Here is a 13,909-nt window from a genome sequence, read left to right as displayed (position 1 = left end):
GAAAAAGCGAAACCTAATACATCAGAAGATTTTTTTAACAGATCTGAAGTGACATATATATTAAATGGTAAAGAGAAAACTTTTTCGGTTTTATACGTTCGATATTTTGAAGAAGTTTTACAAGAAATTACTCCTTTTGAAGGAAATCCAGTGTATAAAGTAGAAGAACAAAACATATATTTGCGTGATATTGTAGCGATATGTTGTTTAGTGAAAGATAAGGAGCTTCGTGCGCAAAAACGTTTGTATTTAAATAATATGGAAGAATTTCAACAATATTTTGATGAGGGAACGGTGTCGAAAGTACAAGAAATATTGGCTGAATTACATAAAAATAAAAGAGTAGAAATAGCGTGAAATGGCAAAGGAGAGAGAAAAATGTCTAATTTGATGGTTGAAAATCAAACAGAACAAGTTTCTATATTTTTAGAAGATGCTATTCATTTGATAACCAATTATGTAAATTATCATACGTTACCTTCTTTATTAGAGGAAACACCAGCAGGGAATGAGCAATATTATAAAGGGGTATTAGCATCAATGAGACGACTTCTCGTTTTTTGCGAAGAAGGACAGGATGCATGTTTTGTTTTGTTGAATAGCCAGCCATTTCGAAAAACAGCAGCTGAAAAAATTTTATATAAGATTTACCATCAAGTAATTGCAGAGTTTTTTTCACCGAAGAGTGATCATTGGTATGAAAATAGTCGGTCTGCATATACAGGGAAAAATTCTATCGTTTTTCAACAAACACCACCTGCATCTTTGGAGCAAGTGATGAAGAATTTAGAAGGTAAATTTCAATTGATGCGTGAAGAACTAGAATATTATGAGACGGATTATCAGACAAAGATGTTACACAAATATTGATTGAGGAAAAGAAGCTAAGGTTACTTAGCTTCTTTTCCTTTTGTACAGTTATATAAGGGATTTTCATTGAATATAGTTAAGTGGATAGCATTAGGGAGGTGCAACATGAATCAGCAAGGTGTATTTACAGATTACTTTCATGAAGTAGAAAATTGGTGTGAAAGTGTTCTTCACGTATTAGATAGCCGCGCAATGGAAGTGTATGATGTCCATATGCTTGCCTATAAAATTCAGACGTTATTAGAGCGTATGAAAGAGCATGAGTATGAAACAGATGCAGAGTTTATGTATGAAATAAGCGATGATGTAGAACATATTCAGCATCACTTGCAGGAAGTATTTATGCAAGAAGAAGAGGAATATGAATTATATGAAAGAGGGGATAGTGAACGAGCTGTCCCGATTGGAGGACATACACTCCCGCCATTACCTTATCCGTATAATGCATTAGAACCGTATATTTCTAAAGAAATTATGATGTTACATCATGATAAACATCATCGGAGTTACGTGGAAGGGTTAAATAAAGCAGAGAAGATGATGGAAGAAGCGAGAAAAACAAATAAATTTGATTTAATTAAGCATTGGGAAAGGGAAGCGGCTTTTCATGGGTCAGGTCATTACTTACACACGATATTTTGGAATAACATGAAAAAAGACGGTGGTGGAAGTCCAAGAGGAGCTTTTTCACAACAAATTGAACAAGATTTTGGGAGCTTTTTACGTTTCCAAAAACATTTTACAGAAGCGGCCTCTAAAGTAGAAGGTTCAGGCTGGGCAATTCTCGTTTGGGTACCCCGGTCTGGAAGGTTAGAAATTTTGCAAAGTACACTTCATCAATTATTTACACAATGGGATACGATACCGCTCCTTGTACTAGATGTCTGGGAACATGCGTATTATTTACAATACCAAAATCGAAAAGATGAATATATTAAAAACTGGTGGAATGTTGTAAATTGGCCTGATGTAGAAAAAAGGTTTGAAACTGCGAAACAAATTGAATGGACACCATATTAGACGCAAATTCTCTGCGTCTTTTTTAATGGAAGTAGAAGGAAGATTTCGTTCATATTTTAAAAGGCCAAGCATACACTTGTACAAAAAGTGCCAAAAGGACGTGGGGGGAAATATGAGACGAATTTGTGTAATCATTACGCTTCTTATGATGTATGCAAGCGTTATGCCGATTCCTACATATGCAAAGATGAACAGCAATGTCAGTGCTCGAAATGCTGTATTAATGGAGCAACAGTCTGGTCGTGTATTATACGGAAAAGCAGAACATGAGCCTCAAAAAATTGCTAGTATAACAAAAATTATGACCGCTTTATTAGCTGCTGAATCAGGGAAGATGAAAGAAATGGTATCAGTTAGTAATGAAGCGGTGAGGGTGGAAGGATCGGCAATCTATTTAAAGCCTGGACAAAAAGTGAAGTTAGAAGATTTAGTATACGGACTCATGCTTAGATCTGGTAATGACGCAGCGCAAGTAATTGCTGAAAGTGTGGGTGGGAGTATAGATGGATTCGTATATTTAATGAATCAAAAAGCGAAAGAAATTGGAATGAAAGATACGCACTTCTCAAACCCTCATGGCTTAGATGGAGATGGATCACATTATTCGTCGGCTTACGATATGGCATTATTAACGAAATATGCAATGGGAAACGAGACATTTAAGAAAATCTTTGGAACCAAAACATATAAATCAGATTCTTGGGATTACCCGTGGAAAAATAAACATAAGCTGGTAACGTCTTATTATGAATTTGCAACAGGAGGAAAAACAGGCTTTACGAAGAAAGCTGGGCGAACGCTTGTGACAACGGCATCAAAAGATGGACTAGATTTAATTGTCGTAACTTTGAGTGCCTCTAGTGATTGGGATGATCATATGAATTTGTTTGATAAAGGTTTTGAACGTTTCAAACAAACGAAAGTTTTAGGACAAGGAGCAATTGCTGAAATAAATGAAAAGAAGTATGCCAACCATGTTTATACGAAAAATAGTTTTTCGGTACCGTTAACTGAAGAAGAAAAAAAGAACGTAGTATTAAAAGTTGAACTCCATAAAAGTATAAAACTTACGGATGGAGTAAAGGTTGGGAAGACAGACATTTATGTTGGTAATGAAAAAGTTGGAGAACGGAATTTATTTTATAGTAAACGGAAGTTAGTAGCTACAACGGGACTTTACTGGAATAATGTGAAAGAAATTTTTTCTTACATGATAGGTGTTGGGAACGATGGTTAATCTCGTATGGGTAGCGATGGCTGTCATTGGGATTGTATACGCCATGATAAATGGCACGATGGAAGAAGTGAATAAAGCTGTATTTGACGGAGCAAAAGATGCGGTAACGATTTGTATAGGACTTATTAGTGTTTTAGTATTTTGGCTCGGTTTAATGAAAATTGCAGAGGAAGCCGGATTGTTAAAAAAATTAGTTACACTTTTTATGCCGATAGTAAAAAGGTTGTTTCCAGAAATACCAAAGGATCATCCGTCCATGGGATTTATTCTATCAAATATGATGGCAAACTTTTTTGGTCTAGGTAATGCAGCAACCCCTCTTGGTATTAAAGCGATGGAACAACTGAAAGAGTTAAATGGAGGAAAGGATTCGGCGAGCCGTTCTATGGTGACGTTTCTAGCATTAAATACATCAGCCATTACATTAATTCCTACGACAGTCATTTCCATTCGAATGACGTATGAATCAGCGAATCCTACTGAAATTGTTGGGGTAACATTTATTGCACAAGTACTTTCTATGATTGGAGCAATTTGGATTGACCGCTATTTTTACCGAAGAAGGAGTAGAAAGGGGCGGAAAAAATGAGTATTGTAAATACAATTTCCTTATGGGTAATTCCTTGTGTAATTGGTTTTATCCTTTTATATGGCACAATAAAGAAAGTACCGACGTATGAATCGTTCGTTGAGGGAGGAAAAGAAGGGATTCAAATTGCAATTTCCATCTTACCGTTTATGGTTGGAATGCTTGTGTCTATTTCTATATTCCGGTCTTCAGGTGCGTTAGACGCAATGATATCGGTAATGAAGCCAATGTTAGATTTGATCCATGTTCCAGCAGAAATTGTTCCACTAGCACTTATACGCCCTATTTCAGGCTCTGCTGGTTTAAGTATTACGACCGATTTAATTGCCACATATGGGCCAGATTCGTTTATTGGGAGATTGGCTTCTACGATGCAGGGGAGCACAGATACGACTTTCTATATTTTAACTGTATATTTTGGAGCGGTCGGGATTAGAAAAATGGGTGATGCACTAAAAGTAGGACTTTTTGCAGATTTAATCGGGATTATATGCTCAATTGTGTTCGTTTCTTTATTGTTTCAGTAATACTATTCATTTTTTACGCTATTTCGCTTATAATACGTATACGACCACTATTAAGGTGTAGCTTAATAGTGGTTTTTTTATGTGGTATTTTTGACAAAATGATGAACTTTTATTGTGAGAAATATGAAAAATATGGACAATAATAAAAGGTAAAAACATGATTTGACCTTTATATGTTTATTATCATCGCTATGTTGTTTAAGTAAGATGAAGCGAATAGCCGTAAAGCGTATGCGGTTGCCAAGTCTTTCTAATGTAAGGTAAGATAAATTCGAGGTGAAAAAAAGAAATGGAACGATTACAAAAAGTGATTGCGCAAGCAGGTATTGCATCGAGAAGAAAGGCTGAGGAATTAATTCAGCAAGGAAAAGTGAAAGTTAATGGAAAAATAGTGAAGGAGTTAGGGACAAAAGTAACTCCTCAAGATAAAGTAGAAGTAAATAACATCCCTCTTGAAAAAGAAGAACCTGTTTATTTTTTACTATATAAACCAACTGGCGTAATTTCAAGTGTATCAGACGATAAAGGAAGAAGTGTTGTAACGGACTTTTTCCCGGAAATTACACAACGTTTATTCCCAATCGGACGCTTAGATTATGATACGTCTGGCGTATTATTAATGACAAATGATGGGGACTTCGCAAACGTATTAATGCATCCTAGATATAAAGTTGAAAAAACATATGTTGCAAAAATAAAAGGGCCATTAACAGGTGAGAAAATTCGCATGTTAGAACGCGGTGTTACGTTAGAAGACGGTAAAACAGCACCAGCACGTGTGAAAATTATTTCTTGGGACAAGCGTAAAGAGATGGCTATTGTACAATTAACAATTCATGAAGGACGTAATCGTCAAGTACGTCGTATGTTTGAAGCGTTAGACTGTAAAGTAGTGAAATTAAAACGTGAACGTTATGCTTTCTTAGAAGTAGGAAGCCTGCGACCTGGTGATGCGAGAGAATTGACACCACATGAGGTGAAACAATTACGCGCGCTTGCTTCTACAAAGCCAAGATAAGCTATAGAGTTAAAAATTCACCAGTGGAGTGCTCTGCTGGTGATTTATTCAATACAACATTTACAGAAGATAATACATAACATTTATCGAGGAGAGGAGAAGTAATATGAAGAAAAATCGCTTATTATTTCGCGTTATTATTCTACTCATTTTATGTGGTGCTGTAGGATTTACCCTTTATCAAGGATTCTTTGCTAATAAAGAGAAAATGCAAATCGGAAAAGAAGCACCTAACTTTGTTGTGACGGATTTAGAAGGGAAGAAAATTGAACTAAAAGATTTAAAGGGAAAAGGTGTATTTTTAAACTTTTGGGGCACGTGGTGTAAACCTTGTGAAAAAGAAATGCCTTATATGAATGAATTATATCCAAAGTATAAAGAAAAAGGTGTTGAAATCATAGCGTTAGATGCAGATGAAACGGATATTGCAGTAAAGAACTTTGTGAACCAGTATGGTTTGAAATTCCCAGTTGCCATTGATAAAGGACAAAAGATTATAGGAACATATGGAGTAGGTCCATTACCGACAAGCTTTTTGATTGATAAAGATGGAAAAGTAGTGGAGCAAATTATAGGTGAACAAACGAAAGAACAGTTAGAAGGGTATTTAAAGAAAATTACTCCGTAATAAAGAAAGCCTTTACATAAGGGGTGCGTGTCTATAGTGCCTCTGGTTTAAAAATTCTGAGTATTGCGGTAACTTGAGGTTAGAATATACAATAGTACATATAGATACAGGGGCGGTGAGAGTGTTGAAAGAAATTAAATGTGAATGTGGACATGTTAATCCGATAGGAACCGTTTTTTGTGAAGCTTGCGGGAAACCATTTGAAAGCAATGAAAATACAAAACTATTGGATATGCGCTATGAGGGGAGTGCACGGAGATCTCTCACGCAGACAAAAACGATAATCGATAAAATTTGGAGCTTTTTCTCTTCTGTAAAAGTGGGTGTATGGCTAATCGTAATAACTTTAGCTGCATCAGCGATAGGAACTATTTTTCCGCAAGAAATGTACATAACTCCAGGGATTGCACCAGCTGAATATTATAAACAAGAATACGGATTTTTAGGACAATTATACTATCAATTAGGGTTTAATAATTTATACGGTTCATGGTGGTATATGATTTTGATTGCTTCTATCGGTATTTCACTTGTGATATGTAGTTTAGACCGTGTTATTCCGCTTTATAAAGCTTTAAAAAAGCAAGGCGTAAAAAGACATCCTAGCTTTTTAAAGAGACAGAGATTATATGGAACTGGTACACCGCAAGAAGGTGACCTGGAAAGAGTGCAAAAGAATTTAAAGAAAAGAAACTATAACGTGAAAGTGGAAGACGGAAACGTTTTAGCAGAAAAGGGACGCTTCTCGCGTTGGGGTCCATATGTAAATCATATCGGTCTTATTATCTTTTTATTCGGTGCGATGCTTCGTTTTTTACCGAGTATGTACGTAGACGAAGCACTTTGGTTACGTGACGGTGAAACGAAAGAGATACCAGGGACGGATGGACAATACTACTTAAAAAACGAGAAATTTATAAAAGAAGTTTATGATAAAAGTAAGGACAAGGAAGTTTTTGATGAAGCGATTGATCGTGTAGGCGATAAAATGATTGCGAAAAACTTCCAAACGAATGCCGTATTATATAAAGCAGTAGGAGAAAATATAGCAGGACAAAAACCGAAATTAGAAAAAGTAAAAGAAGCGGAAATTCGAGTGAATGAACCACTGAAATTTGATCAATTTGCAGTGTATCAAGTGGATTATAAAGAAAGTGAATTTAAAAGTATGTCCTTTAACTTACAAAATAAAGAAAATAATCAAAAGTGGGGACCGATTAAAGTAGATTTAACGAATCCTAAGGAAAAATATGATTTAGGAACTGGTTATTCTCTAGAACTATTAAGCTATTTTCCTGATTTTTATTTTGATGAGAATGGAAAACCAAATACGAAAACGAAATTACCAAACAATCCTGCATTTGTATTTAAAATGTTTACACCTGAAACACCAGATGGTGAAGTGAGTTTTGTTGGTATTCAGCAAAATATAGAACCAGATGGAAACAACAAATATAAAATGTCGTTTGCAGGTGTTGAAATGCAAAATGCAACAGCACTTACTGTAAGAAAAGATTTAACGCTTTGGATTCTCGGCATTGGAGGATTTATATTTATGGTTGGTGTCATTCAAGGTATGTATTGGAATCATCGCCGTATTTGGATACAACGTGTTAATGATGAATGGTGGATTGCAGGGCATACAAATAAAAATTGGTTCGGTTTAAAGAAAGATATTGAAAGAGTAATAGAAGGTACAGCAATTCCACAGCCAAATGATAAAGTAATTGATAAAAAAATTAGTTAAGGTGGGGAAACGATATGGTGCAAATAAGTAGTAACTTTCTCTTTACCGCATTTATTTTATATTTAATTGCGACTCTATTTTTTGGAGGAGCCATTAAAGAAAAGGGTCATAAATGGGCAAATGTAGGAATAACGATTACAATTTTAGGGTTTATAGCACAAACAGTATATTTTGTTACAAGGTGGATTGCATCAGGGCATGCGCCAGTTAGTAACTTTTTTGAATTCGGTACATTTTTCGGCATGATGCTTGTAGGAGCATTTATTGTCATGTATTTTATGTACCGTGTAAGCATAATCGGACTATTTGCATTACCAGTTGCGCTTTTATTAATTGCCTATGCAAGTATGTTTCCGAGGGAAATATCTCCGCTTATTCCATCTTTAAAAAGTAATTGGTTACATATTCACGTGACGACTGCAGCAGCAGGACAAGCCATTTTAGCGATTAGTTTTATTACAGGCGTTATGTATTTATTGAAAAATGTAGATCAATCGACGAGAAGTAAACGTACATTTTGGCTAGAGACGGTAGTATTTACACTTGTTTGTACAGTTGGATTTATTGGAGTAACAACGGTATTTTCTAGTATGAAATATGAAGCGAAGTTTCAATGGATTGATAAAAATGAACAACAACTGGAAATGAAGTACAATCTTCCGGCTTTAGTTGGACCGCATGAAGGGAAGTTACTGACAGAAAATAAATTAGAACCGGCAGTTGAAGTTCCAGCAATTGTAAATGCAAAAAAATTAAATACTGTTATTTGGTCAGTGTTAGTTGGAACATTACTGTATATTGTATTAAGACTCGTTTTACGGAAGCGAGTATCGGCGGCACTTCAGCCGTTAGTAAAGAATACGAATAGTGATCTACTAGATGAAATCGGATATCGATCTATTGCAATTGGATTCCCAGTTTTCACATTAGGTGCATTAATTTTTGCGATGATTTGGGCTCAAATAGCGTGGACGCGCTTTTGGGGCTGGGATCCGAAAGAGGTTTGGGCACTTATAACGTGGCTCTTTTATGCTGCAGTACTACATTTACGATTATCTAAAGGGTGGCATGGAGAGAAATCAGCTTGGCTTGCAGTAATTGGTTTTGCAATCATTATGTTTAACTTTATTGTAGTAAACTTAATTATTGCCGGTTTACATTCATATGCATAGAGAAATAAAATAGGAGAGTGCATGTCACTTTCCTATTTTATTTTTGTCAACTTTTCTTCTTTTTTGAGAAAAACATGACAAAGTAGCGGTTGATTTTGTAAAATGATGTCGAGGACATTATATACAGTTCAAAAAAAATACATAGTTTTGGAAAAAAATTGAACAAAATTTATTATTCTTGTGAAGCATAATATGGGAAGTGAAACATTTAGAAGATTGCTTAAATAAACGAGAATAGCGCAACATAATAGTTAAAGAAGGGTAGGTGTGAACCGCTGAGGTGAGAGTACGCAGCGGGTAGAGATGGAAAATGAATCAAGAATTTTAATTGTAGATGATGAGGATCGTATTCGTCGTTTATTGAAAATGTACTTAGAAAGAGAACAATATACGATTGAAGAAGCAGATAATGGTGATACAGCTTTAGAAATGGCGTTGCAAAATGATTACGATTTAATCTTATTAGATCTTATGATGCCTGGTAAAGATGGCATTGAAGTATGTAAAGGGGTTCGTGAGAAGAAAGCGACACCAATTATTATGCTGACAGCAAAAGGTGAAGAAGTAAATAGAGTACAAGGATTTGAAGTTGGAACAGATGATTATATTGTAAAGCCGTTTAGTCCACGTGAGGTCGTGCTACGTGTGAAAGCGGTATTACGTCGTGCTGTACCAACAACATTCTTTACACAAGATACAACGACAAAAGATGTTACTGTATTCCCTCACTTAACAATTGATAACGATGCACACCGTGTTACTGCAGATGGCAATGAAGTAAACTTAACGCCGAAAGAATATGAGTTACTATTATTTTTAGCGAAAGCTCCTGATAAAGTATTCGATCGTGAGCAGCTGTTAAAAGAAGTATGGCAATATGAATTCTTCGGAGATTTACGTACAGTTGATACACATGTAAAGCGTTTACGTGAGAAGTTAAGCAAAAAATCACCAGATGCAGCGAAAATGATTGTTACTGTTTGGGGTGTAGGTTACAAATTTGAGGTTGTGAACGACTGATGCTTTGGAGAAGTGTAGTAGGGAAGTTATGGATGACCATATTACTTCTCGTTTCGTTTGTTCTTGGATTTGTTGCGATTTTACTTTCACAATTTTTTAGAACGTATTATGTTGATATGAGTGAAAATAGACTTCAAAAAGTCGCAACAAGTGTTACGGAATTAATTGAAGAAGGTGCCGATGTAAAAACGATTGAGAACATCGCGTACAAATTCTCTGATCCACTTTCAAGGATTATTATTGTAGAAGATGGCAAGGAAATCTCTTCTTCACCGAAACAAGAAGGGTTAGTCACCCTTACAATGGATAATTTAAAAGAAGATAAAGAATTAGCCGCTGTTTTTACGGACAAAAAAGAAATTAAGAACAACATTAGAAAAGCTTCTGATAGTAGAAAGAATAAAAGCACTGAAAATGATATTGTGATCGTTGGGAAACCAGTGCAATCAAAAAATCAAAGCGCAGTGTTCGTATATGAATCTTTACAAGTGCCAATAAAAGATATGGAGAGAACGACTGATTTCATTTTCTTAGCCGCTGGGATTGCGATTATATTAACAACTTTCTTTGCGTTCTTCTTATCTACTCGGATTACAGCACCGCTTCGTAAAATGCGTGAGGTTGCTTTTGAAGTGTCACGTGGGAAATTTGATGCAAAGGCTCCTATGGTATCTCAGGACGAAATTGGTGAGCTGGCAACGGCCTTAAATCAAATGGGTAAACAGTTGAAGTTTAATATGAATGCTTTGCAGCAAGAAAAAGAACAGTTAGCTAGTATTTTGAGTAGTATGGCAGATGGAGTTATTACGTTAAATCAAGAAGGTGAAGTCGTAGTTATTAATCCACCGGCTGAACATTTCTTACAAGTTTGGCAAGAAGAAAAAGAGATAGAGTTAAGTAAAAAATTACCTTCTGAACTTGTGGAACTATTCCATCTCGTTGTAGAAAGCGAGCAACAACAAGTTGTTGAAATTAATTTACAAAAAGGGAACTATGTAGTTCTTATGACACCACTTTACAATCAAACGAAAATTCGTGGGGCTGTAGCGGTACTGCGAGATATGACGGAAGAACGTCGTCTTGAGAAAATGCGTCAAGACTTTATTGCGAATGTATCACATGAACTTCGTACACCGATGGTCATGCTGCAAGGGTATAGTGAAGCGATTTTAGATGATATTGTGCAAACGAAAGAGGAAATAGATGAGTTTGTTCAAATCATTTATGATGAATCCGTTCGTTTAGGTAAACTTGTAAATGAATTGTTAGATTTAGCTCGTATGGAAAGCGGTCACGTAGAGTTACATATTGGTGAAGTGGACATACATCCGTTTGTGGAAAAAATTGGTCGTAAATTCCAAGGGATTGCAAAGGATAAAGAAGTTGAACTAACAGTTGATTTCCGGAATCAGATTGAAGAATATGCGTTTGATGCAGATCGGATGGAACAAGTGTTGACGAACTTGATTGATAACGCAATTCGTCATACGAATGCGGGTGGACATGTAACGCTTGTAATTGATACGAAAAATAATGGCCTCATTTTTGAAGTACAAGATTCGGGTGTAGGCATTCCAGAAGAGGATATTCCATTTTTATTTGATCGTTTCTATAAAGCTGATAAAGCAAGAACACGTGGGAAAAAGGGTGGAACAGGACTCGGGCTTGCAATTGCGAAAAATATTGTTCAAGGCCATGACGGTAAAATTTCTGTATCAAGTGTTGTTGGAGAAGGAACTACATTCTCTGTATATTTACCGAATCGTATAATTTAGATATGCTTTTTTAAAGTTGATAATGAATAAAGTTCTGCTGTTTTTTATTTTTTTGTAAACTCAATTAAATAAAGAATGGTAGAACTTTTTTCTATCTTGGTCGAATCAAGAATAACAAGAGAGGGTGCTGTGAAGAAATGAAATTATATACAAAAACAGGAGATAAAGGAACGACAAGTGTAATAGGTGGCAGGGTTGATAAAGATGATATCCGTGTGGAAGCGTATGGAACAATAGACGAGGCAAATTCTCATATTGGATATGCAATGACTAAGGTTCAAGGCGGGGCTTTTAGAGATATTTACAATGAGCTCGAAAATATTCAACATGAACTATTTGATTGCGGAGGAGACTTGGCAATAGTGGAACAAAAAATTCCTTATAAAGTGACAATTGAGATGGTTGAAAGTTTAGAAAGAAAGATTGATTTATATATAGAAGAAGCCCCGCCATTAGAACGCTTTATTTTGCCAGGTGGTAGCGAGGCGGCGGCTACTATTCATATTGCACGTACTGTTGTAAGGAGAGCAGAACGCTCTATAGTATCATTGCAAAAAGAAGTGAAAATAAATGAAGTTGTCTTAAAGTATGTAAATAGATTATCTGATTATTTGTTTGCGATAGCTCGAGTAATAAATGCCCGATTACAAGTGAAAGATGTGGAGTATAACCGTAGTGCATTAGTTTTTCGTGATAAGAAAGAGAAGGAAGTGGAGTAATTCACTTTCTTTTTTTGTATACTTTTTTCTGTAATATACCAAAATAGAGAAGGTATGGTGGTAATTAGAAAACGGAGGATGTATATGAAAGTTTTAAAATGCGGCGTCATGTTATTGAGTATGCTGTTTGTATCTCAATTACATGTTTATGCAGAAGAAAATCGATGGACATGGCCTGTTGAAGGTCAGATAAGTGATTATTTTGGGACAAGGCATGGAAAACACTATGGTATTGATGTAGCTGCGCCGATTGGAACGCCTGTGGCAGCTATTCAAGATGGTAGGGTAACGAAGTCTTATTATTCAAGTAGTTATGGAAATGTTGTATTTATTAAACACGGAGAATATGAGGCTGTATATGCACATTTAAATAAGAGATATGTGGGGCAAGGAGATTATATTTCCAAAGGAGAAAAAATTGGAGAAGTAGGGAACACGGGAGAATCGCGAGGTGCACACTTACATCTAGAACTTCATCAAGGAAGATGGACGATGGCGAAAAAGAATGCGATGAACCCATTGCTTGTTTTAAATGAACAAAGAAATGAAGTTGTTTCTTCATCATTATATGTCGTACAAAAAGGGGATACTTTAGTTAGTATTGCACGGAAATTTAGTATGACACTTAAGGAAATTAAAGAAAAAAATGGATTGCAGCAAGAGCTAATTTATCCTAATCAACAATTATATGTTAAGTGAAGGAAACATTTCAAAAATTAAACTTTGAACAAATTTATGTTCTTCTTAAATAAAGTTCAATGTAAATGAAATTATATGGGCGCTTTTGCTAGAACTATTGAGTGAATTAGAGCATCTATATCTAAAAGAAAACCGTCCCAAAATTTATTTTGGGACGGCTTCTTTTACCAAAAAATAAAGACACATATAAATCCAGAAATAGCTAAATAGCTATATAAGTAAAAAACTTTTGTTCTTGTTTTCTCTTTTGTTCGAAACAGTACGATAGTCGGTTCAATTAAACCGATTGTCAAACAAAGTAGGCCAAGAAGCATACAACCAATCGAAATAGAATACAGGGCGATTTGTGGTGCTTGAAATGGAATCATCCATTTTAATAAAAATGCAATAAGTGCAGTGTAACAAATACTACCGATGTATTTATTCAGTGGTGTATTAGAACGAAAACCAGGAAGTTTTTTTAAGAAAGAGCGGGAAACAACTTCTGTTTGTAAAGATGTATGCTCTTCAATAATTTTTTGAGCTTCTTTTCCTTTTTGAAAAAGAGATAAGATCCAATTTCGCTCACCCTGAAAAATAAATTGAGAAGTTGTCAAATAGTGATCAATCTTCACTTTATTCCAACTCTTCCACGGATGACGCTCACACAATTTTAATTTACTTTCTGTTTTTTTATCATACTGATAAATACTAATGCCATCTTCATCGAAAGTAGCATAGTATGTCTCGTTTGAGAATGTGCCTAAATCAATTGGGCAGTAGAAAAGTAATTCTTTTTTTAAGTAAAAGTATTCTTTTCTTAAGTTTTTTTTCATTGCTTCTCGAATAGAATGTCTCTTGTCTTTTTTCATGACATTTCCTCCATAACTCAGAAAATGTTCTTATCTT

General features: G+C 35.4%; 15 protein-coding genes. 14 read left to right on the top strand and 1 reads right to left on the bottom strand.

Annotated features, from left to right (window positions below; all coding sequences use genetic code 11):
* The 14 genes from ACQGS6_RS14370 to ACQGS6_RS14305 all read left to right on the top strand — a co-directional run.
* On the top strand, nt 1–357 hold a 357-nt coding region (locus ACQGS6_RS14370; RefSeq protein ID WP_426965245.1), incomplete at its 5' end, for a hypothetical protein.
* Between the two features lie 21 nt (nt 358–378).
* A complete protein-coding gene (locus tag ACQGS6_RS14365; protein WP_426965244.1) occupies nt 379–870 on the top strand; it encodes a YpuI family protein in 492 nt (163 codons plus the stop codon).
* Nucleotides 871–975: 105 nt separating this feature from the next.
* A complete protein-coding gene (locus tag ACQGS6_RS14360) occupies nt 976–1,890 on the top strand; it encodes a superoxide dismutase (protein ID WP_001075739.1) in 915 nt (304 codons plus the stop codon).
* 112 nt (nt 1,891–2,002) lie between these two features.
* Entirely contained in the window at nt 2,003–3,127 is a 1,125-nt protein-coding gene (locus ACQGS6_RS14355; protein ID WP_001252636.1) for a D-alanyl-D-alanine carboxypeptidase family protein, read from the top strand.
* Nucleotides 3,120–3,716 carry a spore maturation protein SpmA gene (spmA, locus tag ACQGS6_RS14350; protein WP_000247811.1) on the top strand — a complete coding sequence of 199 codons (597 nt, stop codon included), beginning with the start codon at nt 3,120–3,122 and terminating at the stop codon, nt 3,714–3,716. The genes ACQGS6_RS14355 and spmA overlap by 8 nt, the downstream gene beginning before the upstream one ends.
* Nucleotides 3,713–4,243, top strand: a complete 531-nt coding sequence (spmB, locus tag ACQGS6_RS14345) for a spore maturation protein SpmB (RefSeq protein ID WP_000029514.1) — start codon at nt 3,713–3,715, stop codon at nt 4,241–4,243. Before spmA ends, spmB begins: the two co-directional genes overlap by 4 nt.
* 289 nt (nt 4,244–4,532) lie before the next feature.
* Entirely contained in the window at nt 4,533–5,261 is a 729-nt protein-coding gene (gene rluB, locus ACQGS6_RS14340) for a 23S rRNA pseudouridine(2605) synthase RluB (protein WP_000440556.1), read from the top strand.
* A 106-nt stretch (nt 5,262–5,367) separates the two neighbouring features.
* Complete coding sequence (gene resA, locus ACQGS6_RS14335) at nt 5,368–5,889, top strand: thiol-disulfide oxidoreductase ResA (protein WP_000742194.1); 522 nt, start codon at nt 5,368–5,370, stop codon at nt 5,887–5,889.
* A gap of 121 nt (nt 5,890–6,010) precedes the next feature.
* Nucleotides 6,011–7,636 (top strand): cytochrome c biogenesis protein ResB, encoded by a 1,626-nt coding sequence (gene resB / locus ACQGS6_RS14330; protein WP_000910547.1) that lies wholly within the window; start codon nt 6,011–6,013, stop codon nt 7,634–7,636.
* A gap of 14 nt (nt 7,637–7,650) precedes the next feature.
* On the top strand, nt 7,651–8,808 hold the full coding sequence (gene resC / locus ACQGS6_RS14325; protein WP_000250081.1) for a cytochrome c biogenesis protein ResC: 1,158 nt from the start codon (nt 7,651–7,653) through the stop codon (nt 8,806–8,808).
* A 303-nt stretch (nt 8,809–9,111) separates the two neighbouring features.
* Complete coding sequence (gene resD / locus ACQGS6_RS14320; RefSeq protein WP_000426861.1) at nt 9,112–9,828, top strand: DNA-binding response regulator ResD; 717 nt, start codon at nt 9,112–9,114, stop codon at nt 9,826–9,828.
* Nucleotides 9,828–11,603 carry a sensor histidine kinase ResE gene (resE, locus tag ACQGS6_RS14315; protein WP_000964697.1) on the top strand — a complete coding sequence of 592 codons (1,776 nt, stop codon included), beginning with the start codon at nt 9,828–9,830 and terminating at the stop codon, nt 11,601–11,603. The genes resD and resE overlap by 1 nt, the downstream gene beginning before the upstream one ends.
* A gap of 137 nt (nt 11,604–11,740) precedes the next feature.
* Nucleotides 11,741–12,322 (top strand): cob(I)yrinic acid a,c-diamide adenosyltransferase, encoded by a 582-nt coding sequence (locus ACQGS6_RS14310; RefSeq protein WP_000781277.1) that lies wholly within the window; start codon nt 11,741–11,743, stop codon nt 12,320–12,322.
* A gap of 84 nt (nt 12,323–12,406) precedes the next feature.
* Nucleotides 12,407–13,021: a peptidoglycan DD-metalloendopeptidase family protein gene (locus ACQGS6_RS14305; protein ID WP_000866125.1), complete on the top strand. Its 615-nt coding sequence runs from the start codon at nt 12,407–12,409 to the stop codon at nt 13,019–13,021.
* 164 nt (nt 13,022–13,185) lie between these two features.
* Here ACQGS6_RS14305 and ACQGS6_RS14300 read toward each other — a convergent pair whose 3' ends face one another.
* Nucleotides 13,186–13,872 carry a hypothetical protein gene (locus ACQGS6_RS14300; protein ID WP_000710837.1) on the bottom strand — a complete coding sequence of 229 codons (687 nt, stop codon included), beginning with the start codon at nt 13,870–13,872 and terminating at the stop codon, nt 13,186–13,188.
* Nucleotides 13,873–13,909 lie beyond the last annotated feature (37 nt).

The organism is Bacillus sp. GMs2/2, assembly GCF_050172095.1.
Lineage (GTDB): Bacteria > Bacillota > Bacilli > Bacillales > Bacillaceae_G > Bacillus_A > Bacillus_A cereus.
This window is presented reverse-complemented; position numbering and strand designations above follow the sequence as displayed.

Coding starts and splice junctions, on each gene's coding strand:
- ACQGS6_RS14355 (WP_001252636.1), top strand. CDS start 2,003: ATGAGACGAATTTGTGTAATCATTACGCTTCTTATGATGTATGCAAGC.
- ACQGS6_RS14305 (WP_000866125.1), top strand. CDS start 12,407: ATGAAAGTTTTAAAATGCGGCGTCATGTTATTGAGTATGCTGTTTGTA.
- resC (WP_000250081.1), top strand. CDS start 7,651: ATGGTGCAAATAAGTAGTAACTTTCTCTTTACCGCATTTATTTTATAT.
- rluB (WP_000440556.1), top strand. CDS start 4,533: ATGGAACGATTACAAAAAGTGATTGCGCAAGCAGGTATTGCATCGAGA.
- resE (WP_000964697.1), top strand. CDS start 9,828: ATGCTTTGGAGAAGTGTAGTAGGGAAGTTATGGATGACCATATTACTT.
- spmB (WP_000029514.1), top strand. CDS start 3,713: ATGAGTATTGTAAATACAATTTCCTTATGGGTAATTCCTTGTGTAATT.
- ACQGS6_RS14360 (WP_001075739.1), top strand. CDS start 976: ATGAATCAGCAAGGTGTATTTACAGATTACTTTCATGAAGTAGAAAAT.
- resD (WP_000426861.1), top strand. CDS start 9,112: ATGGAAAATGAATCAAGAATTTTAATTGTAGATGATGAGGATCGTATT.
- ACQGS6_RS14310 (WP_000781277.1), top strand. CDS start 11,741: ATGAAATTATATACAAAAACAGGAGATAAAGGAACGACAAGTGTAATA.
- spmA (WP_000247811.1), top strand. CDS start 3,120: ATGGTTAATCTCGTATGGGTAGCGATGGCTGTCATTGGGATTGTATAC.
- ACQGS6_RS14300 (WP_000710837.1), bottom strand. CDS start 13,872: ATGAAAAAAGACAAGAGACATTCTATTCGAGAAGCAATGAAAAAAAAC.
- resA (WP_000742194.1), top strand. CDS start 5,368: ATGAAGAAAAATCGCTTATTATTTCGCGTTATTATTCTACTCATTTTA.
- ACQGS6_RS14365 (WP_426965244.1), top strand. CDS start 379: ATGTCTAATTTGATGGTTGAAAATCAAACAGAACAAGTTTCTATATTT.